The 21,348-nt window shown below is 68.2% G+C and carries 16 protein-coding genes, 1 tRNA gene and 1 other RNA gene; 11 read left to right on the top strand and 7 right to left on the bottom strand.

Going from position 1 to position 21,348, the window contains the following annotated elements:
• Positions 1 to 126: 126 nt before the first annotated feature.
• The gene (locus ABIE24_RS13020) at positions 127 to 933 is read right to left on the bottom strand and encodes a DUF2382 domain-containing protein (RefSeq protein ID WP_354500319.1); all 807 of its coding nucleotides are present in this window, start codon (positions 931 to 933) and stop codon (positions 127 to 129) included.
• A gap of 237 nt (positions 934 to 1,170) precedes the next feature.
• Between ABIE24_RS13020 and ABIE24_RS13015 the strand changes: the two genes are divergently transcribed.
• The 5 genes from ABIE24_RS13015 to ABIE24_RS12995 all read left to right on the top strand — a co-directional run bounded on the left by ABIE24_RS13015 (position 1,171) and on the right by ABIE24_RS12995 (position 7,698).
• Positions 1,171 to 1,884, top strand: a complete 714-nt coding sequence (locus ABIE24_RS13015; protein WP_354500317.1) for a phosphatase PAP2 family protein — start codon at positions 1,171 to 1,173, stop codon at positions 1,882 to 1,884.
• Complete coding sequence (locus ABIE24_RS13010; RefSeq protein WP_354500315.1) at positions 1,881 to 2,654, top strand: hypothetical protein; 774 nt, start codon at positions 1,881 to 1,883, stop codon at positions 2,652 to 2,654. Before ABIE24_RS13015 ends, ABIE24_RS13010 begins: the two co-directional genes overlap by 4 nt.
• 164 nt (positions 2,655 to 2,818) lie before the next feature.
• The gene (gene menC, locus ABIE24_RS13005; protein WP_354500313.1) at positions 2,819 to 3,931 is read left to right on the top strand and encodes an o-succinylbenzoate synthase; all 1,113 of its coding nucleotides are present in this window, start codon (positions 2,819 to 2,821) and stop codon (positions 3,929 to 3,931) included.
• A gap of 181 nt (positions 3,932 to 4,112) precedes the next feature.
• Positions 4,113 to 5,372 carry an FAD-binding protein gene (locus ABIE24_RS13000; protein WP_354500311.1) on the top strand — a complete coding sequence of 420 codons (1,260 nt, stop codon included), beginning with the start codon at positions 4,113 to 4,115 and terminating at the stop codon, positions 5,370 to 5,372.
• A 181-nt stretch (positions 5,373 to 5,553) separates the two neighbouring features.
• Positions 5,554 to 7,698, top strand: a complete 2,145-nt coding sequence (locus tag ABIE24_RS12995) for a helicase HerA-like domain-containing protein (protein ID WP_354500309.1) — start codon at positions 5,554 to 5,556, stop codon at positions 7,696 to 7,698.
• Positions 7,699 to 7,793: 95 nt separating this feature from the next.
• Here ABIE24_RS12995 and ABIE24_RS12990 read toward each other — a convergent pair whose 3' ends face one another.
• On the bottom strand, positions 7,794 to 8,609 hold the full coding sequence (locus ABIE24_RS12990) for an aminoglycoside phosphotransferase family protein (protein WP_354500307.1): 816 nt from the start codon (positions 8,607 to 8,609) through the stop codon (positions 7,794 to 7,796).
• 69 nt (positions 8,610 to 8,678) lie between these two features.
• On the opposite strand from ABIE24_RS12990, the gene ABIE24_RS12985 reads away from it, so the two are divergent.
• Positions 8,679 to 9,263 carry a GNAT family N-acetyltransferase gene (locus tag ABIE24_RS12985; RefSeq protein WP_354500323.1) on the top strand — a complete coding sequence of 195 codons (585 nt, stop codon included), beginning with the start codon at positions 8,679 to 8,681 and terminating at the stop codon, positions 9,261 to 9,263.
• Here the strand turns inward: ABIE24_RS12985 and ABIE24_RS12980 are convergent.
• Both ABIE24_RS12980 and ABIE24_RS12975 read right to left on the bottom strand, forming a co-directional pair.
• On the bottom strand, positions 9,260 to 9,808 hold the full coding sequence (locus tag ABIE24_RS12980) for a hypothetical protein (RefSeq protein ID WP_354500305.1): 549 nt from the start codon (positions 9,806 to 9,808) through the stop codon (positions 9,260 to 9,262). The genes ABIE24_RS12985 and ABIE24_RS12980 overlap by 4 nt on opposite strands.
• A gap of 615 nt (positions 9,809 to 10,423) precedes the next feature.
• Positions 10,424 to 10,511, bottom strand: a tRNA-Ser gene (locus ABIE24_RS12975).
• Between the two features lie 121 nt (positions 10,512 to 10,632).
• On the opposite strand from ABIE24_RS12975, the gene ffs reads away from it, so the two are divergent.
• The 5 genes from ffs (at position 10,633) to ABIE24_RS12950 (ending at position 18,363) form a co-directional block, all read left to right on the top strand.
• An RNA gene (gene ffs / locus ABIE24_RS12970) (signal recognition particle sRNA small type) lies at positions 10,633 to 10,729 on the top strand.
• Positions 10,730 to 10,952: 223 nt separating this feature from the next.
• On the top strand, positions 10,953 to 13,349 hold the full coding sequence (locus ABIE24_RS12965; protein WP_354500303.1) for a phosphoketolase family protein: 2,397 nt from the start codon (positions 10,953 to 10,955) through the stop codon (positions 13,347 to 13,349).
• A gap of 66 nt (positions 13,350 to 13,415) precedes the next feature.
• Positions 13,416 to 15,530, top strand: coding sequence for a phosphate acetyltransferase (gene pta / locus ABIE24_RS12960; protein WP_354500301.1), 2,115 nt, complete (start codon positions 13,416 to 13,418; stop codon positions 15,528 to 15,530).
• On the top strand, positions 15,527 to 16,747 hold the full coding sequence (locus ABIE24_RS12955; RefSeq protein ID WP_354500299.1) for an acetate/propionate family kinase: 1,221 nt from the start codon (positions 15,527 to 15,529) through the stop codon (positions 16,745 to 16,747). The genes pta and ABIE24_RS12955 overlap by 4 nt, the downstream gene beginning before the upstream one ends.
• Positions 16,744 to 18,363: a sensor histidine kinase gene (locus ABIE24_RS12950; protein WP_354500297.1), complete on the top strand. Its 1,620-nt coding sequence runs from the start codon at positions 16,744 to 16,746 to the stop codon at positions 18,361 to 18,363. The genes ABIE24_RS12955 and ABIE24_RS12950 overlap by 4 nt, the downstream gene beginning before the upstream one ends.
• Here ABIE24_RS12950 and ABIE24_RS12945 read toward each other — a convergent pair.
• The 3 genes from ABIE24_RS12945 to ABIE24_RS12935 are packed head-to-tail and all read right to left on the bottom strand — an operon-like array spanning position 18,338 to position 21,126.
• Positions 18,338 to 19,792, bottom strand: a complete 1,455-nt coding sequence (locus ABIE24_RS12945) for a glycosyltransferase family 2 protein (protein WP_354500295.1) — start codon at positions 19,790 to 19,792, stop codon at positions 18,338 to 18,340. The two genes, ABIE24_RS12950 and ABIE24_RS12945, sit on opposite strands and share 26 nt — an antisense overlap.
• A 1-nt stretch (position 19,793) precedes the next feature.
• A complete protein-coding gene (locus ABIE24_RS12940; RefSeq protein WP_354500293.1) occupies positions 19,794 to 20,756 on the bottom strand; it encodes a HEAT repeat domain-containing protein in 963 nt (320 codons plus the stop codon).
• A 1-nt stretch (position 20,757) separates the two neighbouring features.
• Complete coding sequence (locus ABIE24_RS12935; protein WP_354500292.1) at positions 20,758 to 21,126, bottom strand: response regulator transcription factor; 369 nt, start codon at positions 21,124 to 21,126, stop codon at positions 20,758 to 20,760.
• Between the last annotated feature and the right edge of the window lie 222 nt (positions 21,127 to 21,348).

The following is a 21,348-nucleotide window of genomic DNA, read 5'->3' as shown; positions in this document are numbered from 1 at the left end:
CCCATCGGGATGGCCGCCATGCGCTCGAGCGCGTGCGGAAGCAACGCGCCGGGGCCCCCCGGGGGGGGGGGGGGGGGGGGGGGGGGGGGCGCCCCCCCCCGCGCCCCCCCCCCCCCGCCCCCTCGGTCAGATCCGGTCGCGGTTCTTTCCGCGCAGTGAGGCGTCGTCGCCCTCGAGTTCGATCTCCTCACGGCTGACGTCCTCGGTGACCGTCTGCTGCTCAGTGACGGTGTCCTTGTCGAGCCGGACACGTTCCACGGGCACGGTCTCCTTGTCGACGACGACCCGTTCTTCGGTGAGCGTGACTTCGTGCTCTTCGTCGCTCAGGCCGGGACCCGACAGGGCGTCGTCGATGTTGGCATCCGTGATCGGCTCACGCTCGAGCCGGACCTCTTCGCGCTGCACCGGAACCGTGACGTTCTGCTGCTCGGTGACGACGTACTTGCGCAGGCGCGCCTTGCCCGTCTGCACTTTCTGCGTGCCCACGTTGAGCTGTTCCTCGGAGCGCGTCATCGCGGAGTCGGTGTTGGGCCCGGAGGTGTCGCGTCCAGGGCCTCCCACGGTGTCGCGAAGGTCAGCGTCCGTGTAGTCCGCCGTGTCGTACTCGGTCCCGGTGTTGCCGACGCTCATGCCGTAATACTCGTAAAGCGTCTCCTGGTCTTCCGTGCTGAGGTCGCCGTCCACGTCGACCCGCGGAGCATCCTTCACGAAGGCCTTGTCGTACTGTACCCGCACCCCGTCCGCATCCATCGTGGCGTTCTCGAGGGGCACGAAGGATTCGCTGGTCCCGAAGAACCCGGTGTTGACGCTGGCCCAGATTGCGTGGCCGTCGTCCGGGTCGACGTACACCTGGCCGATGGTGCCGATCTTGTGTCCGTCGTTGTCGTACGCGTGTGAGCCGATGACGGCGTCAATGGAGCTGGTCTCGATCATCAGATATTTCCTTTGCTTACTTGTGGTTCGCACAGGGGGCATCAGGCGAGAATCAGCAGCCCGGAGTCGGTGCTGCCGCGACAGCAAGTATGCGTCCGGAGGTCGGAAATTTCGCGGGGCTTGACTCTTAGAGAACCGTGACCGAGGATGCGCCCCGGGGTGCAGCACATCGCGTTCGACGTTGTCAATGCGCGCCGGGGATGACCGTTTCGGCCCGGCAGAGGGCATTATTAAGCCATGTCAGAACAACGCATCGATCCGTCGACACAGGCCGATCCGTCCGCGAAACGCGTCGCGAGCCACTGGCCGTGGATTTCGGGAGGCGTCGCGCTCGCGCTCGGTCTGGTCCTCGCCTTCCTCATCGTGCAACGAGGCAACGAGCTGCCGTTCATGCTCGACTCCGAGTGGAGCGAAGAAGTCTTCGACGAGAACCGGCTGCCGTTCCTGGAGTGGATGTCGTACGGCATGAACTGGCTCGGCGGAGGCGCCTTCGCGACCTTCATCCTGCCGATCCTCATCGTGGTCCTCCTGCTGGTTCTGAAGCGCCCCTGGTCTGCGCTGTTCTTCGCGCTGGCGTCGCTCGCCAGCGTCGCCGTCGTGCAACTGCTCAAGAACCTGGTCGACCGGGCTCGGCCCGAAGAGATGCTCGTCCTGAGCGACCACGGCTCGTTCCCGTCCGGTCACGCCGCGAACGCCGCGACCATGGCGGTCGCGCTGGGCATCATCTTCCCGAGGGTCTGGGTCTGGATCGCGGGCGCGATCTGGGTCGCCCTGATGATGTTCTCCCGCACCTATCTCGGCGTGCACTGGCTCACCGACACCATCGGTGGGGCGCTCCTCGGTGCGGGCGTCGTGCTCATCCTCTGGGCGCCGTTCGCCGCGAAGATCTCGGGTGAGCCGGTGCGCAAGAAATCCTCGGCCGTCCCCGACCGCAAGGAGTCGGTGGCATGATTCCGGCCCGCGAGCAGGCGGATGCGGCCGCGCGAGACTGCGCTGCTGACATCCGTCCTGCCGCGAGCCTGAACGACTACGCCGCCATCTGCCGCCTGCTCGACGACACCTGGGGGCGCGGCTCGGGTTCAGACCCGTCGTTCATCCAGGCCATCGCCCACGCCGGCAACACCGTCCTGCTCGCCGAGCGCGATGGCCGCGTGATCGGCGCCGTCGTCGGGATCCTCGGCTGGAACGAGGGGCTGCACGTCCACTCGCACGTAGCCGCCGTCACGCCGTCGGCCCGCGGCGGAGTGGGATTCGCCCTCAAGCTTGCGCAGCGCGCTCTTGCCCTCGACAACGGCGTGACCGAGGCGCGGTGGACGTACGACCCGCTCATCCGACGCAACGCCCATCTCAACCTCGAGAAGCTGGGCGCGAAGGTGCGCGCGTTTCACCCGGATTTCTACGGCCGGCTCGACGACGCCATCTCCGGCGCCGACCGCAGCGACCGGTTCGAGGTCAGCTGGCAGCTGGACTCACCGGAGGTGTCCGACGCCATCGCACGGTCGCTCACCCGAGCCGGTCCGATACGGGAGTACACCCCGCCGGTTGTACCCGCGCACGACCATGGCATCCGCTTCGAACTTCACCCGGATTTCGAGGCGCTGCGGCAGGACGATCCGGATGCCGCGACGGAGTTCCGTGAGGCATCCCGCGCGGTCTTCGTGCCGGCTTTCGCCGAGGGCCTGGCGGTCGAGTTCGTGAACGGCGGCTACGTGTTCGTGTGACCCCCGATCGAGCCGGGCAGCGCCCTTCGACGCGGCCGCGGGTCTCTTTGCCGGGCGCGAGTGCATCTGCACCGGCGCGCGGCAGGAACACCCGCGTCGCGGATGCCCGCACTGCCCGTCTCTCCAGCCAGCGGGGCCTGGGCACGGCACGCTAGGGTCGGGCCATGACGGTCGAATCGATCACCCTCCACCGGATCCGGATGCCCCTCGTGCGCCCATTCGAGACGAGCTTCGGGCGTGAGACGGCCCGGGTCGTCCTGCTCGTCCACCTCGTCACCGAGACCGGCGAGGGCTGGGGTGAATGCGTCGCCGGGTCGACTCCGGCTTACAGCTCGGAGTACGTCGAGGGCTGCGCCCACGTCATCGAGCACCACCTCGCACCGCTCTTGTTCGGCGCCGTCGATCCCCAGGCCGCGGACCTCGAGCGCCTGTTTGCTCCGGTCGTCGGGCACCGCATGGCGAAGGCAGCGCTCGAGGCAGCGGTCCTCGATGCCGAACTGAGGGCATCCGGAACCAGCGTCGCCCGGTATCTCGGCGCCGTCCGCACCGAGGTCGACTGCGGGGTCTCGGTCGGCATCAGCCCCTCGATCGACGACCTGCTCGCCGAAGTGCAAGGCTACGTCGACGCCGGGTACCGCCGCATCAAACTGAAGATCAAACCGGGCTGGGACCTCGAGCCGGTTCGCCGGGTGCGTGAGCTTCTCGGGCCGGATGCCGCGCTGCAGGTCGACGCGAACACCGCGTACACGAGGGACGACATCGCGCATCTTCGGCAGCTCGACTCCTCCCGGCTGCTGCTCGTCGAGCAGCCGTTCGACGAGGAGGACATCGCCTCCCACGTCGCCCTCGCCCAGGCGATCGAAACCCCGGTCTGCCTGGACGAGTCGATCGTGTCGGTCGGGGTCGCGATCGACGCGATCGAGCGTGGCGCGACCTCCATCATCAACATCAAGCCGGGGCGGGTCGGCGGGTACCTGCCCGCGGTCGCGATCCATGATGCGTGTCTCGCCCGCGGCATCCCGGTCTGGTGCGGCGGCATGCTCGAGACCGGCATCGGCCGGGCGATGAACGTGGCGCTCGCCGCGCTGCCGGGTTTCACGCTGCCGGGGGATACGAGCGCATCGGACCGCTATTACGCCGAGGATCTCACCGAACCGTTCGTGCTGAACGACGGCCGGCTCGCCGTGCCGAGCGGGCCGGGCTCCGGCGTGACCGTGCGCACCGAACTCGTACGCGACTGGGCGCTCCGGCCGCCGGTGCTGTTGCGGCCGCACTGAGCCCGAAAAACGTCCTTCGGACGGATCCACCCGGTGCGCCGCGTGTTCTCGACCGGAGCGAGTGACATGGCGCCGTTCTGACATGCGCAGTGCAAACTCCTCGAAGACCGTCACAATGGACGTGGCTCCGGTGTCCGCCGGCGTTTCCCGTACAGCGCCTTGCGGCGCACGAAAGGCAGACGTGACAGACGTCCTCGGCACGAACTGGTCCGGCAACCACGCCTACCGCGCTCGGCGCATCGAAGCACCGGCGAGCGTGGAGGACGTGCAGCACCTGCTGCGGGACGCGACCTCGGTTCGTGCGCTGGGAACCCGCCACTCCTTCAACACCATCGCCGACTCGGCGGACCTGCTGATCTCGACCGAGCTGCTGCGCTTCGACCCGGTCATCAGCGTCGAGGATCGAACCGTGACGGTGGGGGCCGGCATCCGTTACGGGGATCTTGCGGGTGAGCTGCAGGCGGCCGGGTGGGCGCTGCCGAACCTGGCGTCGCTGCCGCACATCTCCATCGGCGGTGCGATCGCGACCGGGACGCATGGCTCGGGCAACCGGGTTCCGTCGCTCGCTGCCTCGGTTGCCGGTGTCGAGCTCGTGCTTGCTTCGGGGGAGGTGCTGCAGCTGCGCCGCGGCGACGCTGACTTCGACGGTGCCGTTGTGAGCCTCGGCGCGCTCGGGATCGTGACGCGGGTCACCCTCGACATCGAGCCCACCTTCGACATCGAGCAGTCCGTGTTCGAGCGGCTCGCGTTCTCCGCCGTCGAGGAGAACTTCGATGCGATCACGGGTTCCGCGTACAGCGTGTCGCTCTTCACGACGTGGCGGGATCCGGATGTTCTCGACCAGGTCTGGCTGAAGCGCCGGAAGGCGGATGTCGCAGCCCCGTCCGACCTGTTCGGTGCGACCCCGGCGACCGCCGACCGGCATCCGCTGCCCGGGATCTCTGCCGAGAACTGCACCGCGCAGATGGGAGTGCCGGGGCCGTGGCTGGATCGGCTGCCGCATTTCCGGCTGGACTTCACTCCGTCGAACGGGGAGGAACTGCAGTCCGAGTACCTCGTGCCGCGGCGGCACGCGGTCGACGCGCTGCGGGCCGTGAGGGCCCTGGCCGGGCGGATCGCGCCGCTGCTGCAGGTGTGCGAGGTGCGGACGTTCGCCGCCGACACCCTGTGGCTGAGTGGGGCGTATGACACCGACGCGGTGGGGCTGCATTTCACCTGGCTCAAGAAGCAGCCCGAGGTGGAGGCGCTGCTGCCGACCCTCGAGGCGGCGCTAGTGCCGTTCGCCGTGCGGCCGCACTGGGGCAAGGTCTTCACCGCGGATGCGGCTGCCCTGGAGCGGGTCTATCCACGGCTCCCGGACTTCCGCGAGCTCGCTGCGCGTCTGGACCCTTCGCGGGTGTTCGTGAACGAGTTCCTCGAGCGGACGGTGCTGCCCGCCTGACCTCCCGAATGCGCGACGGTGCCCGGCGGCCCGTGCGCAACGGCGGTGTTTTTCGCCGGAAACGGCCGTTTCGGGCCGGCTCGCGGGCTGCGGGGCGAAATCTCCGCAGGAGCAAACGGCGCCAGCGCAAGGCTCCCGCCCAACCGGTGCATGGGACCCCACCGCTGGCTAGGCTCAAGCCATGAACGACGACCGGCCCGACCCACTCGCCGCAGCCCGCGCTGAAGCGACCGCGCTCGCTGCTGCTGCCGAACAGGCACAGGCGGCGGCAGCCGCAGCGCTGAAACGGCTCGAAGACGCAGCCGCTGCCGCGAAAGCGGACGCGGAGGCCCAATCGCAGGCGACGGTCGCCCACGCTGAGGCAGACGGCACCGCGGCGACGGAAGCCGCCCACGCCGCAGCCGACGCAGCCACCGCGGCCAAAGACCGGACGACCGAAGCCGCCGCAACAGCCGCAGCCGAGGCGACCGCGACTGCGCAGGCTGCGGCGGATCAGACCACCATCGCTGCCCGGGATGCCGCTGAGGCCGCTGCGGCCACGACCGCTGCTGCCCGGCAGACGGCGCCCGAGCCCACAGCGGGGCCGGTCGCCGGGGCATCCGGCGCCCTGGCCTCCCAACTCGGGATCGCGCCGAGCGGACCGGCCGACCTGGCGTCCACTCCGCCCACCCCACCCGTCGAACCGGCATCCGCAACGCCGGGCCCGCTCAACTCGGCCGACGTGGAGAAGATCCGCGCCGGCTATGCCTTCGCGGGGCCTGCCCTCGAGATGGGCGCGCTCGTCAACGGCGACCCCCTGCCCGACGTTCAGGTGCGCATCCCGCTCGCGATGATGAACCGGCACGGCCTCGTCGCGGGCGCCACGGGCACCGGCAAGACCCGCACCCTGCAGGGTCTCGCCGAGCAGCTCAGCGCCCACGGCGTCTCGGTGTTCGCCGCCGATATCAAAGGCGACCTGTCGGGGATGGCTGTTCCTGGGGAGGGCAGCGAGAAACTCCTGGCGCGCACAAGCGGTATCGGGCAGGACTGGACCCCTGAGGCGTTCCCGCTCGAATACTTCTCGCTCGGCGGTGTCGGGCGGGGAGTACCGATCCGCGCGACCATCGCCGGGTTCGGGCCGATCCTGCTGAGCAAGGTCCTCGGTCTCAATGACACCCAGGAGTCGAGCCTCGGCCTCGTGTTCCACTACGCGGACAAGGCCGGGCTGCCGCTGCTCGACCTCACCGACCTGCGCGCCGTCCTCAGCTTCCTCGCGAGCGACGAGGGCAAGCCCGAGCTGAAGGAACTCGGCGGGCTCTCCGGCGCCACCGTCGGGGTGATCCTGCGCGAGCTCATCACCTTCGCCGACCAGGGCGCCGACGTCTTCTTCGGCGAACCGGAGATCGACACGGCGGAGTTCCTCCGCACCACCGACGGCAAGGGCATCATCAGCCTGCTCGAGGTGCCCGGCGTGCAGGACAAGCCCGCCCTGTACTCGACCTTCCTGATGTGGCTGCTCGCCGACCTGTTCAACGACCTGCCGGAGGTCGGCGATCTCGACCAGCCCAAACTCGTGTTCTTCTTCGACGAAGCGCACCTGCTGTTCCAGGACGCCTCCAAGGACTTCCTCGCCCAGATCACCCAGACCGTGCGGCTGATCCGCTCGAAGGGTGTCGGCATCTTCTTCGTGACGCAGACGCCGAAGGATGTTCCGGGTGACGTCCTCGCGCAGCTCGGCTCCCGCGTGCAGCACCAGCTGCGAGCCTTCACCCCCGACGACGCGAAGGCACTCCGGGCCACGGTGTCCACCTACCCGAACTCCGGCTACGACCTCGAGGAGACCCTCACCGTGCTCGGCACCGGCGAGGCGATCGTCACGGTGATGAACGAGAAGGGCGCCCCGTCGCCCGTGGCCTGGACCCGGCTCCGCGCACCCCAGGGACTGATGTCGCCGAGCACGGATGCCGCGATCGACGCGGCCGTCGAGGCATCCGCTCTGCTGCCGAAATACGGTGCCGCGGTCGACCGGGAGTCGGCCCGCGAGATGCTCGCCGCGAAGATGGAAGCGGCGAACCGGGCCGCCGCCGCCGAGGAGGAGGCGCTCGCGCGCGCGAAGGCCGAGGCCGAGTACGCGAAGCAGAAGGCGGCGATGGACAAGGCGCAGGCGGCCGCGCAGAAGAAGGCCGACGCTGAATACGAGCGGTTGCTCCGCAAGACGCGGGGAAGGACGCGCACGACATCGAAGCCGCAGAAGACCGTGCTCGAAGAAGTGCTCACCTCGCGCGCCACGAAGACCATCCTCACCGGCGTCGTCGAGGGCATCTTCGGCACGCGCCGCCGGCGGTAGACGGCTCGTTTGCAACTTCGGAGATCCGGGGGCATCGCCGCGGTCGGCCACCGATAGGGGTGTCAGGCGGCTGTTCTCCGAAGTTGCTGTCGCGGTTACCGCATAACGTTGAGCCGTGCCTCGGCGAGGGCGCCGATCCGGAGCGCGCGGCGCTCCTCGCCGGCGTCGCCGTCCTCGGCGAGCCAGCTCGCGCTGAGGCCGGTCCAGGCGACGGTCCACTCCAGGAGCGAGACGGGCGCGATACCCGCCAGCTCGCAGATGAGGTCGACGCGCCGGTCGAAGTGCCGCTCGGCGAGGGCCTGGGTCGGGTTGCACAGGATGTTCGTGTAGTCGAAGACCCGATGCCCGACGAGGAACTTCGGGTCGATCGCCAGCCAACGCTCGCCGAAGTCGAGGACGTTGCCGTGGTGCAGGTCACCGTGCAACACGACCCGGTCGGCCGGGGTGACCGGTTCGTCGAGGAGCCGGCGCGCCGTCGCCGCGGCCGGGGCGTACCCGGCATGGTCGGCGCGGGCAAAGAGCGACCCGAACCAGTCAGCCAACTCGATCAGCCCGTCCGGACGCGACCCGAAACGCCGAGCGGATGCCGCGTGCAACGTTCGCGCCACACCGCAGAGTATCCGCGTCGCCCGGTCGTCGTCCGACTCGCCGGCCAGCGACTCGCCGCCCCACTCCAGAACGGCGGCGTGGTCGTCGAGTTCGTGGACCCGGGCGGCGCCGGAGCCGTCCCACCAGGCCAGCAGGCGGCATCCGTTCGCCTCCTCCTCGATGCGGGCGACTTTGAGCATCGCCCGCTCGCCGCGCCGGAGGACCGGCTGCAGGTGCGACGAGGGCGTCGAGAACGCCGGACCGGCCGGGGTGAGCCGCCAGCGGCGGGCGTAATCGCCGAGCGTTGCGGGCTGCCAGGTCATGCGGTTCAGCCTACGAGGGGGAGGCCCGGTGCCGAATGTGCGCCGGACCTGCGTAAGCTCGGGCACGTGATGCGCATCCGACCCTATGAGCCCCGCGACCGTGCCGATGTCGTCGACATCTGCGTCCGAACCGGCGACAACGGGCAGGATGCCACGGGGCTGCACTCCTCGGACGACCTCCTCCCCGACATCTACGCCCTGCCCTATGTGACGCATGAGCCCGAGCTCGCCTTTGTCATCGACAACGGGGAACGGGCGGTCGGGTACATCCTCGGAGCGGCAGACACGCGGGCCTTCGCTGAGTGGTTCAGTTCCGGGTGGTGGCCGACCGTCGCCGAGAAGCACCCGGGCACCGGGGAACTCGAACGCTCCATCGTCGCCTCGGCAGCCAACCCGAAGCGGATGCTGATCGCCGCCGTCGACGAATACCCGGCTCACCTGCACATCGATCTGCTGCCCGAGGCGCAGGGCCAGGGCCTTGGCCGCCGGCTGATCGATACCCTGACCGGCGCCCTCGCCGAACGCGGCGTGCCGGGCGTGCACCTCGTTGTCGGCGCCGCCAACACGAAGGCGCAGGCGTTCTACCGCCGTGTCGGGTTCGCCGAACTGGCCTCCGACGCGGGTGGTGTCGTGATGGGACGGAAGACCGCTTAGGGCATCCGGCTGGGGCGCCGTTCGAACCAGTACAGCATCTCGGGTCGCGTGGACTGCAGCTCGTCGAGGGTGACCGGGTGGTCGATGTGCTCGATCGGAGCCATCGTCAGGTGGGAGGCGATGCGGTTGATGCCGTTGCGGGACCAGTATTCGCCGCGCATCCGCAACAGCGGGAGTCCGGCCTTGTCGAGCACGAACATCTGCAGCCGCGACTGCGACGCCATCGTGCGATGCATCTCGAGCAGGACCACACGACCGATCGACTCGAACGGCACACGAGTGGTACCGATGAAGAAACGGCGTTCGATCAGGTGCGTCGGCGTGACCATGACACACACGCGCCGGTACCGCACAATCGCGACGACAACAGCGGCGAAGATCAGCGCCTGGCCGATGGCGACCCACACCCACGCCCCCGTCGGTATCGTCAGCCAGTAGAGCACCAGCAACACCGGCACGCTCAACGCGAGCAATGCCGCGATCCCCTGAGCGAGAAGCCCCTGGCGAACGCGAACGGCCACCACTATCTCGTCGTTTTCAGTCATACTCGTCAAAATGCGCCCCCGCCTCGGAATTCATTCTGGTGCATGAACGCCAAAAACAGGTAGCCACCCTTTGGGGGACGGCTCCGAATGACGAAAAACGACGAGCGGATGCCACGGATGACGGCGTTTCCCGTTGATTCGAATGGGCCGACTGCGTTTCTGGTGTTCTGGCGGAGAATGGGGGATTCGAACTCCGGGTGGGCGGTGTGCGTTAACCCAACACGCTTTACGGCCCCGGCACGCAGGAACGCCCACCGTTTCCGGTGGGCGTTTCTGGTGTTCTGGCGGAGAATGGGGGATTCGAACTCCGGGTGGGCGGTGTGCGTTAACCCAACACGCTTCACGGCCCCGGCACGCAGGAACGCCCACCGTTTCCGGTGGGCGTTTCTGGTGTTCTGGCGGGGAATGGGGGATTCGAACTCCGGGTGGGCGGTGTGCGTTGACCCAACACGCTTCACGGCCCCGGCACGCAGAAACGCCCACCGTTTCCGGTGGGCGTTTCTGGTTTGTGGCGGAGAATGGGGGATTCGAACCCCCGAGGGCGTTAACCCAACACGCTTCACGGCCCCGGCACGCAGAAACGCCCACCGTTTCCGGTGGGCGTTTCTGGTGTTCTGGCGGAGAATGGGGGATTCGAACCCCCGAGGGCGTTAACCCAACACGCTTTCCAAGCGTGCGCCATAGGCCACTAGGCGAATCCTCCTGACCCGGCTGATTCGCTCGCGCGATTTCAACCTCAGCTATCCTACCGTGCTTCGCGGGGACATCCGAACGCGACGAATCGGGGTGCGCTCACGAAGCCTTCCGGAGTCTGTAGAATGGATACTGGCTCCTCGCGTGGCGCCATCCAGGCCAACTCCCCCAGGACGGAAACGTAGCAAGGGTAACCGGGCTCTGGCGGGTGCGCGAGGAGTCTTTTACGTTTAACCGCCGTTCAAATGCGCCAGGTCATCCGTTCCGGACGCAGGCATCCGGCGTACCGGGCGACCAGGGCCGGAACGGGTGACCACGGGCCCGATTCACCCTTTCCGGACGAGAACACCCGGCGTAACGCGTGTTCCTGACCGCAACGCGTGAAGTGGGTACGCGGGCGAGTGATCTCAAGGCCTTTCGTTGCCGAAGCCCCGCTTCCTAAGATGAGCCCATGCCCCCCACAACCGTAGACACCGAATCGCTCGCCGGAATCGACGCCTGGTGGAGGGCCGCGAACTACCTGTCGATCGGGCAGATCTACCTGCTCGACAACCCGCTGCTGCGCGAGACACTCACCAAAGAGCACATCAAGCCCCGGCTGCTCGGGCACTGGGGAACCACGCCGGGCCTCAACTTCGTCTACGCGCACCTCAACCGGGTGATCCGCGAGCGCAGCCAGTCGATGCTCTACATCGCCGGCCCCGGCCACGGCGGACCCGGCATGGTCGCCAACGCCTACCTCGAAGGCACGTACTCCGAGGTCTACGCGCGGGTCAGCCAGGACGAGGAGGGGATGCAGCGGTTGTTCCGCCAGTTCTCGTTCCCCGGCGGCATCCCGAGCCATGTCGCACCGGAGACCCCGGGGTCGATCCATGAGGGCGGCGAGCTCGGCTACGCGCTGAGCCACGCCTACGGAGCGGCCTTCGACAATCCCGACCTGGTCGTCGCCGCCGTGGTCGGCGACGGGGAGGCGGAGACCGGTCCGCTCGCCACGAGCTGGCACTCGAACAAGTTCGTCGACCCGGTGCAGGACGGGGTCGTGCTGCCGATCCTGCACCTCAACGGGTACAAGATCGCGAACCCGACCATCCTCGCCCGCATCCCCGAGAGCGAACTGCTCGACCTCATGCGGGGGTACGGCCACAACCCGTACCTCGTCTCCGGAGGGTTCGACGGCGAAGACCCGATGCTCGTGCACACCCGCATGGCCGAGGCCCTCGACGCGGTGATGGACGAGATCGCCGCGATCAAGAGAACAGCCGCCGAACGGCACGAGGCGGGCGAGGAGTTCGAGCGCCCGCGCTGGCCGATGATCATCCTCCGCACCCCCAAGGGCTGGACCTGCCCGACCGAGATCGACGGTGAACCGGTCGAGAACACGTGGCGGGCGCACCAGGTCCCCCTCGCAAACGCGCGGGACACGGATGCCCACACGCGCGTCCTCGAGGACTGGCTGCAGTCGTACCGCCCCGACGAACTCTTCGACGCCGACGGCCGGCTGAACCGAGAGATCGCGGACCTGGCCCCAGCAGGCCCCCTGAGGATGAGCGCCACCCCGCACGCCAACGGGGGAGTGCTGCGCCGCGACCTCGACCTGCCCGACTTCCGCGACTACGCCGTCGACGTTCCGTCGCCCGGCGCGACGACGGGGGAAGCGACGAAGGTCCTCGGCACCTGGCTGGCCGATGTCATCGCCGAGAACCCGACCAACTTCCGCATCTTCGGCCCGGACGAGACGGCATCGAACCGGCTTGCCCCTGCCGTCTACGAGCACACCGACAAGCAGTGGAACGCCGAGGTTCTGCCCGTCGACACGCACCTCGCCCGCGCCGGCCGGGTGATGGAGGTGCTCAGCGAACACCAGTGCCAGGGCTGGCTCGAGGGCTACCTGCTGACCGGGCGGCACGGCCTGTTCAACTGTTACGAAGCGTTCATCCACATCGTCGACTCGATGTTCAACCAGCACGCCAAATGGCTGAAGACCTCCCGCGAGATCCCGTGGCGCCTGCCCGTGTCGAGCCTCAACTACCTGCTGTCCAGCCACGTCTGGCGGCAGGACCACAACGGCTTCAGCCACCAGGACCCCGGCTTCATCGACCACGTCGTCAACAAGAAAGCGGATGTCGTGCGGGTTTACCTGCCACCGGATGCCAACACGCTGCTCTCCACGTACGACCACTGCCTGCGGTCGGTCGACTACGTCAACGTCGTCGTGGCCGGCAAACAGCCGCAGGCCAACTGGCTGACCATGGACGAGGCGATCGCCCACTGCAGCCGGGGTCTCGGCATCTGGGACTGGGCAGGCACCGAGACGGACAACACCGAGCCGGACGTCGTTCTCGCCTGTGCCGGCGACGTGCCGACCGTCGAGACGCTCGCGGCGGCATCCATTCTGCGGGAACGCCTTCCTGAGTTGTCGGTCCGTGTCGTCAACGTGGTGGACCTCATGCGTCTGCAGGGGGAGGAGGAGCATCCGCACGGGCTCTCCGACACCGAATACGACACCATTTTCACCACGGAGAAGCCGGTCGTCTTCGCCTACCACGGCTACCCGTGGCTCATCCACCGGCTGACGTACCGTCGCACCGGACACGACAACCTGCACGTGCGCGGCTACAAGGAGGAAGGCACGACCACGACGCCGTTCGACATGGTCATGCTCAACGACCTCGACCGGTACCGGCTCGTCATCGACGTGATCGACCGGGTGCCGCAGCTCGCCGCGACCTGTGCCGGACTTCGGCAGGAGATGCAGGATGCCCGCCTGACCGCCCGCCAGTACACCCGGGATCACGGCGAGGACATCCCCGAGGTCGCCGACTGGACGTGGCCAACGCCGGAGAGCTGATTTCGGTACGGCCGCGGGCGGCCTACTCAATCAGCGGACACGGCCGCGGGCCTTAGGCTGTAACCCGTGGCCAAAAGCATCTACATCACATCCGCTGAAGGACAGACAGGCAAGTCGACGATCGCGCTCGGCACGCTCGACACCCTCTCGCACCAGGTCCAGCGCGTGGGGGTGTTCCGGCCGATCGCCCGGTCGACTTCGGAGCGTGACTACGTCGTCGAACTCCTGCTCAGCCACGACAGCGTCGACCTCGACTACGACGAGTGCATCGGCGTCACCTACGACGACGTGCACGCGGATGCCGACGCAGCCCTCTCGCACATGGTCGAGCGGTACAAGGCCGTCGAAGCCCAGTGTGACGCCGTCGTCATTCTCGGTTCCGACTTCACCGACGTCGGCAGCCCCACCGAACTGGGGTACAACGCGCGGATCGCCACGAACCTCGGCGCGCCCGTTCTGCTCGTGCTCGGCGGCCGATCGAACCAGGGCTCCGGCGAACGCCTCGGCCAGGCCGACCCGCGCAGCGCCGATCAGATGGGTGACATCGCCGAACTCGCCCTCCTCGAACTGAAGAACGCGCACGCCACCCTCCTCGCCGTCATCGCCAACCGGGTCGACGCCGACCACCTTGCCGAGGTCACCGCGGCGATCGAGAAAGCCGAACCGGGCGTGCCGGTCTGGGCCATCCCCGAGGACCCGTACCTCATCGCCCCGAGCATGGAATCGATCATGCGCGCCACGAACGGCGTGCTCCTCAAGGGCGACCCGGGCCTCCTCGGCCGCGAAGCGCTCGGTGTCGTGGTCGCGGGCATGGGCATGGTCAACGTGCTTCCGCGGCTCATCGAGGGTGCCGTGCTCGTCGTCGCCGGCGACCGCACCGAGGTCCTCCTCGCCGCGATGATGGCGCAGAGCTCAGGCACCTTCCCGTCGATCGCGGGCATCGTGCTCAACGGCGGGTTCGACCTGCCCGAGCCCGTCGAACGACTCCTCGACGGTCTGCCTCAGACGCTGCCGATCATCCGGACCGACCTCGGCACCTACGACACGATCGTCGCGATCACCCGCACGCGCGGACGCCTCGCCGCCGACTCGCAGCGCAAGTACGATGCCGCGCTTGCTCTCTTCGAGAAAAACGTCGACGCCGAGGGCCTGCTGACGCTGCTCCAGCTGAGCCGCACCGACGTCGTCACGCCGCTCATGTTCGAATACGGCCTGCTCGAACGAGCCCGGGCGAACCGCAAGCACATCGTGCTGCCCGAGGGTGACGACGACCGCATCCTGCGCGCAGCGCACACCCTGCTCGCCCGCGGCGTCGCCCAGCTCACGATCCTGGGCGAGACGTTCGAGGTGCGCTCCCGCGCCATCGAACTGGGCCTCGACATCTCGGCTGCCGAGGTCCTGTCACCGCACGACCCGGTCCTCGGCCTGAAATTCGCCGAGGAATACGCGCGGATCCGCGCCCACAAGGGAGTGACGCTCGACCAGGCGCGCGACCAGGTCAGCGACGTCTCCTACTTCGGGACGATGATGGTGCACATGGGCCTCGCCGACGGCATGGTCTCCGGCGCCACCCACACCACAGCCCACACGATCCGCCCCGGCTTCGAGATCATCAAGACGAAACCCGGCGTCAACGTCGTCTCGTCGGTGTTCCTCATGGCCCTCGAGGACCGGGTCCTCGTCTACGGCGACTGCGCGGTCATCCCCGACCCGGATGCCTCCCAGCTCGCCGACATCGCGATCTCGTCGACCGAGACCGCCGTGCAGTTCGGCATCGACCCCCGGGTCGCCATGCTGTCGTACTCCACCGGCGAATCCGGCTCGGGCGTCGACGTCGAGAAGGTCCGTGAGGCCACCGCCCTCGTGCGGTCGCGCCGCCCCGACCTCCTCGTCGAAGGCCCGATCCAGTACGACGCCGCAGCGGATGCCGCGGTGGGCGCCTCGAAGATGCCCGGTTCCGAGGTGGCCGGCCGTGCCACCGTGTTCATCTTCCCCGACCTCAACACCGGCAACAACACGTACAAGGCGGTGCAGCGCTCCGCCGGCGCGGTCGCGATCGGCCCGGTGCTCCAGGGCCTCAACAAACCGATCAACGACCTCTCCCGCGGCGCCCTCGTGCAGGACATCGTCAACACCGTCGCCATCACCGCGATCCAGGCGCAGGGAGACGCACCCGCATGAGCACCGTTCTCGTGGTCAACTCCGGATCGTCGTCGTTCAAATACCAGCTCATCGACATGGACACCGAGCAGATGCTCGCCACCGGCCTGGTCGAGCGCATCGGTGAGAGCGCCGGGCACGCCGTCCACACCATCCCCGAAGACGACGTGCCGTCGGCCGACCGAACGGATGCCCCGCAGACGTCGGAGCGGGACCTTCCGATCCCCGACCACACCGCCGGGTTCCGGGTCATGCTCGACGCCTTCGAAGCGAACGGGCCGTCGCTCACGCGGCATCCGCTTCGCGCCATCGGTCACCGCGTCGTCCACGGCGGCAAGCGATTCTTCGAACCGACGCCGATCACCAATCTCGTGAAGATCAACATCGAAGAACTCGCCGAACTCGCGCCCCTTCACAACCCGGCGAACCTGCAGGGCATCGAGGCGGCGCAGAAGGCCTTCCCGGATGTTCCGCACGTCGCCGTCTTCGACACGGCGTTCCACCAGACGCTCGCGCCGGCCGCATACAGCTACGCCATCGATGCGGCGCTCGCCGAGAAGCACCGGGTGCGCAAGTACGGCTTCCACGGCACCTCCCACAAGTTCGTGTCTGAGGAGGCCGCCGCGTTCCTCGGGCGCCCGCTCGCCGACCTCAACCAGATCGTCCTCCACCTCGGCAACGGGGCGTCGGCCACCGCCGTCTCCGGTGGCCGCTCGGTCGAGACGTCGATGGGACTGACTCCGCTCGAAGGCCTCGTCATGGGCACCCGGTCCGGCGACATCGATCCGGCGGTCCTCATCCACCTGCACCGGCGCACCGGGATGAGCTTCGACGACATCGACACCCTGCTCAACCGCAAGAGCGGGCTGCTGGGGATGGCGGGCGCCAACGACATGCGCGATGTGCTCAGCCGTTCCGCCGCCGGCGACGAGAAGGCCACGGTGGCGTTCGACGTCTACGTGCACCGGCTCAAGGGGTACGTCGGCAACTACCTGGCCCAGCTCGGCCGGGTCGACGTCATCACCTTCACCGCCGGGGTGGGGGAGAACTCAGCCCCGGTTCGCGCGGCCGCACTGTCGGGACTCGAGGCATTCGGCATCCGTCTGGATCCCGAACGGAACGAGGAGAAGTCGCGCGAGGCGCGACGCATCTCCACCGACGATTCAGACGTTGCTGTGCTGGTGATCCCCACCAACGAAGAACTCGAGATCGCCCGGCAGACGATGTCGGTCGTATGACAGGCGCCCGCTCGGAGGGGCTCGGATCGCGGTGGTTCGGGTTCCGGCCAGAGGTTGCGTTCCAGCTCGCGAACGTTCTGGTCGTCCTCGTCGCCATTCTCATCGCCGCTCTGATCGACCCGGCCCCCCTGCGCACGACCGCCTTCGCGATCGCGATCGTGATCTTCGCCGTGGCGACCGTGCTCTCGCTCATTCTCGGGCGCACCGGGTCGAGCTGGCTGCTCGTGGTCCCGGTGCTCGGCATGATCGCGCTGATCATCATGCGGCAGGTGCCGGAGGACCACATCCATGCCCTCGGCTACATGGCCGTCTTCCCGGCGCTCTGGCTGGGGTGGTCGGGCCGCCCGTGGTTCGCCGCGCTGGCGGTGCTGCTCTCGCTGGGAATGGTCGAGGTTCCCGGACTGAGCGCGGGCGGCCACGTCGATCTCGAACACGCCCTGCGCAACTTCCTCACCCCCGCCGTGGTCGCCGTCGCCGCGGCCAGCACGTGCATCGCCTCCCGCCGCACGACGTCGATCATCTGCTCCCTCATCACACAGGAGAAGGCCACCGCCGATGCGCTGCGACGGGAACAGCACACGTCGCAGATGCTCGACGCCATCGTCGATGCGGTCGACACGGCGGTGCTCGCATTCGACGCCGACGGAAACCGCATCCTGGCGAACCAGAAGGCGCTGCAGCATCCGTCCATCCTCGACGCCGATCCGACCGCGCTCGAGGCCGGTTCCCTGTTCGAGCCCGACCGGGTGACTCCCGTGCCGGCCGACGACGGGTTCATCGCGCGAGCGCTTCGGGGGCAGGAGTTCGCCGACCGGATCGTCTGGGTCGGCGAACCCGGCACCCGCCAGTACGCGGTCTCGGCGTCGGCTCGCACGCTGCTCGACGCGCAGGGCCGGTTCGGCGGCACCGTCGTCGCCATGAACGACGTCACCACGTACCTGGAAACGATCGCCGCGAAAGACGACTTCGTCGCGTCGGTGTCGCATGAGCTCCGCACGCCCCTCGCGTCGATCGTCGGCTACCTGGAACTTCTCGAAGACGATGACGACGTCCCGGAGAGCGTTCGGCCGTCGTTGGCGGTCATCGACCGCAACAGCCGAAGGCTCCAGCGGCTCATCACCGACCTCCTCGCGACGGCGACGAACCCGAGCGCACCGCCGCTGCACCGGCAGTCCACCGACATCAGCGACCTCTGCGGCGCGGTCGTCGCCAACCTTGCAAAGTCGGCGGCGGCCAAGCAGGTGCGTCTGCGCCTGCACGCCCCGGAACCGGTGGTCGCGATGGTGGACCGGGAACGGGTGCGCCTCGCGATCGACAACCTGGTGGCGAACGCCGTCAAGTTCGGCCCGGCGGGCGACGTCGACGTCACCGTCCGCTCCGGCGACGGCACCGTGACCGTCGAGGTAGCCGACACCGGGATCGGCATCCCGGCCGACGAGCTTTCAGCGGTGACTGCCCGCTTCTACCGGGCGACGACGGTGCGCCAGCACTTCCCGGGCCTCGGGCTCGGGCTGTCGGTGAGCGCGTCGATCGTCGACGCGCACGGAGGAACCGTCGCGGTCGCCAGCACGGAACGCCAGGGAACGACGGTTACGGTGACCCTTCCCGCACGGTGACGGTCTCCTCGAGGAACCCGCTGCGGGTCATCACGCCCCACTCCTGCTTGGTGCCGCGCAGACCAGCCCACCAGCCCTGCAGTCGCCAGAAGGCGGTCAGCTGGCGGTAGCCGAGGTTCTCAGCCAGCGCCGCCCAGATGCAGCTGCCGAGGTCCCGCCAGCTGTCGTAGCGGTGGAAAGACGCCTCTTCGACGACCAGCGCCGCGAGGCTCACGAAGAAGCCGTAGGCATAGCAGACGAGCAGCAATAGCAGGCTGTACCGGTAGTCGAGCAGCCCGAACGCGAAGCCGAGCGGCACAAGGATGACACTGCTCAACTCGAACAGCGGAACGAGGAGTTCGAACAGCCAGTAGAACGGCAGCGCCACCATACCCACGACGCCGTAGCGCGGGTTGAAGGTCATGCCCCGGTATTTCCAGAGGACCTCCCAGAGCCCGCGGTGCCACCGGCGACGCTGCCGCGCCAGCACGGGCAGCGTGGAGGGTACCTCGGTCCAGCTGACCGGCTCGGCGACGAACGTCACCCGGTACGGGCGTTTCGACTGGCGCATCAGCCGGTGGATCCGCATCACGAGTTCGAAGTCCTCGCCGATGCTGTCGGCGTCCAGCCCGCCGACCTCCAGCAGGATGTCGCGGCGGAACATCCCGAACGCCCCGGAAATGATGATGAGGCCGTTGAGCTGCGACCAGCCGGTGCGTCCGAGCAGGAACGCCCGAAGGTACTCGACGACCTGGATCTTGGCCAGAAGCTGGCGGGGCATGCCCACCTCGACGACGCGGCCGCGGTTGACGCGGCATCCGTTCACCGCGCGCACCATGCCGCCGGTCGCGACCGTGTTCTCCGGGTCGTCGGCGAACGGCTTCGACACCTTGAGCAGGGCGTCCGGGTCGATGAGCGAGTCGGCGTCGACCATGACGACGAGGTCCCGCTCGGCGAACCGCAGCGCGGCGTTGAGACTGTCGGAACGGCCCGAGTTCTCTTTATCGACGACGGTCAGGTTGATATCGCCGGGGGCCACCCATACCTGTCGGATGTGACCGCGGACGTGGATGCGCACCGGATGCTCTCGATCGTCGGGAACGAGCCCGAAGGTGTCGATGAGGATCTGCAGCGTCGCGTCGCTGCTGCCGTCGTTGACGACGATGACCTCGTGGTCGGGATACCGCAGGTCGATCACGGACCGCACAGACCCGGCGATCACGTTCTCTTCGTTGTACGCCGACATCAGCACAGAGATCCCGGGCGTCAGCGGTGAGGCAGCCATGGACCTCTCACCGGTGAACGACGACCGGCGAATGACCTTGGCGAAATGCCTGCTCGCCAGCGCGATCAGGGCCAGGTACGACGTGTTGATGGCGACGAAGTAGATCAGCATCGGGATCGCCAGGGCGGCGAAGATGGCGCTCAGAACGTCGTGTGCCACGTCCACGTCAGCCCCCGACCGCGGATGCCGCGCGCCGGATATCGACGTCCGGGTGATGCCTGAGGTCCTTGAGCACCGCGAGCGTCCAGGCGGGCGGGAAGGTGGCGAGGGCTGTGGTTGCCGCGACGCGGACCCCCGAATGCTCGGACGAGGCCGCGTCGTAGAGCGGCTGCACGGCGTCACGCGGCTGCAGCCTCATCAGGGAGCGTGCCGCGGCGATGCGCACGAGAGGCTCGTCATCCGTCGAGAGGGCGTGAATGAGCCTCGGGGTGGCTCCCGGGCTCATCACGTGGCTGGCGAGGATCGCCGTCGTGCGCCGGACGGCCGGGTCCTTGTCGGTGAAACCCGCGCCGATCGCAGCGGCGGAGTGGTGCGCCACCTCGAGGAGCGCGGAGCCGACGATCACGGCGGGGACGCCGCTCGATGACGGCAATGCGGCGAGCAGCGCTGTGATCGCCTCCGGACGGCCGGTGCGCCCCAGCGCCCGGGTCGCCACCGAGCGGACCTCGGCGCTGTCGTCCTGGGCCAGCCGGATGAGGTGACCGACGGCATCCGGAGAATCGATCAGCCCGAGGATCTCGGCTGCACGGGCGCGCCGAACCGGCACGGAGCTCGTCGTCCGGGCGACGGCTCTCTCGATGGTCCCGCAGGCGATGAGGATGTGGGTGAGGTTGGTGCGGGTCTCGCCGGTGACGTCGTAGAGCATCCGGGTGGCCATCGACTCGGCGCTGCGGCGCGCGCGGCCGCGCAGCGAGCGGAAGAGGACGAGGTTGTCGTCCACCTCGTCCTGTTCGGAGACTGCTGTTTGGAGAATGGCGGGGCGGATTCGCTCGGTGAGGCGGAGCATCCGAGCCCCGTGTATCCGCCGGCTGAGCTTGATCGCCACGACGAGGACGATGGCGGCCAAGCTCGCGAACGTGAACACCAGGACCACAGCGAATACCCCGGAATACGAGTACAGCGCGAGCATGTCAGTTTCGCATCAGCAGCGCATTGACTCGCGCGAGGAGGGCACGGGGGCTGAACGGCTTGGTCACGTAGTCGTCGGCGCCGACAGCGAACCCGGCCTCGATGTCCCGCTCCTGCGCCTTGGCGGTGAGGAGGAGCACGGGCGTGCTGATCTCGGCCTGCCGCAGGGCATGGAGCACGTCGATGCCGGACATGCCCGGCATCATGACGTCGAGAACGATGCCGTCGAAGTTGCCGGCGAGGGCTTCGCGGAGGCCGCTGTTGCCGTCCATCGCCACAGAAACGTCGAAACCGGCGGAACCCAGTTTGAGAGCAATGAGATCGCGGATGTCTGCTTCGTCGTCGACGACGAGAATGCGCTTCGCTGGCATGGTCCCCCGGTGCAATGTTGCGGGGATTCCTGCCGCTCCGGCGCCCCCTCCCTCATCCTAGGGGAGGGGGCGCCGCCTTTCGGTGTTGGCGGCCCGGGCACGTTCCCGCGTCTGATCAAGCGGACGGGTGCCGTCTGTAATCGCGGAGATTCGGGCCGGAATCGGCGGTTCGTCGCCGAACCAGGGAACGAACGGATCTCCGCTGTTGGAAACGGAGTCGCT

It is taken from the genome of Mycetocola sp. 2940, from assembly GCF_040548835.1.
Classification (GTDB): domain Bacteria; phylum Actinomycetota; class Actinomycetes; order Actinomycetales; family Microbacteriaceae; genus Mycetocola_A.
The sequence above is the reverse complement of the archived record's forward strand: the minus strand, read 5'-3'. Positions and strand labels throughout refer to the sequence as shown.

What these genes read in the sequence shown, in the direction of transcription:
- ABIE24_RS12950 (WP_354500297.1), top strand. Translation starts at nt 16,744, where the DNA reads ATGACAGGCGCCCGCTCGGAGGGGCTCGGATCGCGGTGGTTCGGGTTC.
- ABIE24_RS13015 (WP_354500317.1), top strand. Translation starts at nt 1,171, where the DNA reads ATGTCAGAACAACGCATCGATCCGTCGACACAGGCCGATCCGTCCGCG.
- ABIE24_RS12985 (WP_354500323.1), top strand. Translation starts at nt 8,679, where the DNA reads ATGCGCATCCGACCCTATGAGCCCCGCGACCGTGCCGATGTCGTCGAC.
- ABIE24_RS12965 (WP_354500303.1), top strand. Translation starts at nt 10,953, where the DNA reads ATGCCCCCCACAACCGTAGACACCGAATCGCTCGCCGGAATCGACGCC.
- ABIE24_RS13020 (WP_354500319.1), bottom strand. Translation starts at nt 933, where the DNA reads ATGATCGAGACCAGCTCCATTGACGCCGTCATCGGCTCACACGCGTAC.
- ABIE24_RS12955 (WP_354500299.1), top strand. Translation starts at nt 15,527, where the DNA reads ATGAGCACCGTTCTCGTGGTCAACTCCGGATCGTCGTCGTTCAAATAC.
- ABIE24_RS12995 (WP_354500309.1), top strand. Translation starts at nt 5,554, where the DNA reads ATGAACGACGACCGGCCCGACCCACTCGCCGCAGCCCGCGCTGAAGCG.
- ABIE24_RS13010 (WP_354500315.1), top strand. Translation starts at nt 1,881, where the DNA reads ATGATTCCGGCCCGCGAGCAGGCGGATGCGGCCGCGCGAGACTGCGCT.
- ABIE24_RS12980 (WP_354500305.1), bottom strand. Translation starts at nt 9,808, where the DNA reads ATGACTGAAAACGACGAGATAGTGGTGGCCGTTCGCGTTCGCCAGGGG.
- menC (WP_354500313.1), top strand. Translation starts at nt 2,819, where the DNA reads ATGACGGTCGAATCGATCACCCTCCACCGGATCCGGATGCCCCTCGTG.
- ABIE24_RS12990 (WP_354500307.1), bottom strand. Translation starts at nt 8,609, where the DNA reads ATGACCTGGCAGCCCGCAACGCTCGGCGATTACGCCCGCCGCTGGCGG.
- ABIE24_RS12940 (WP_354500293.1), bottom strand. Translation starts at nt 20,756, where the DNA reads ATGCTCGCGCTGTACTCGTATTCCGGGGTATTCGCTGTGGTCCTGGTG.
- ABIE24_RS12935 (WP_354500292.1), bottom strand. Translation starts at nt 21,126, where the DNA reads ATGCCAGCGAAGCGCATTCTCGTCGTCGACGACGAAGCAGACATCCGC.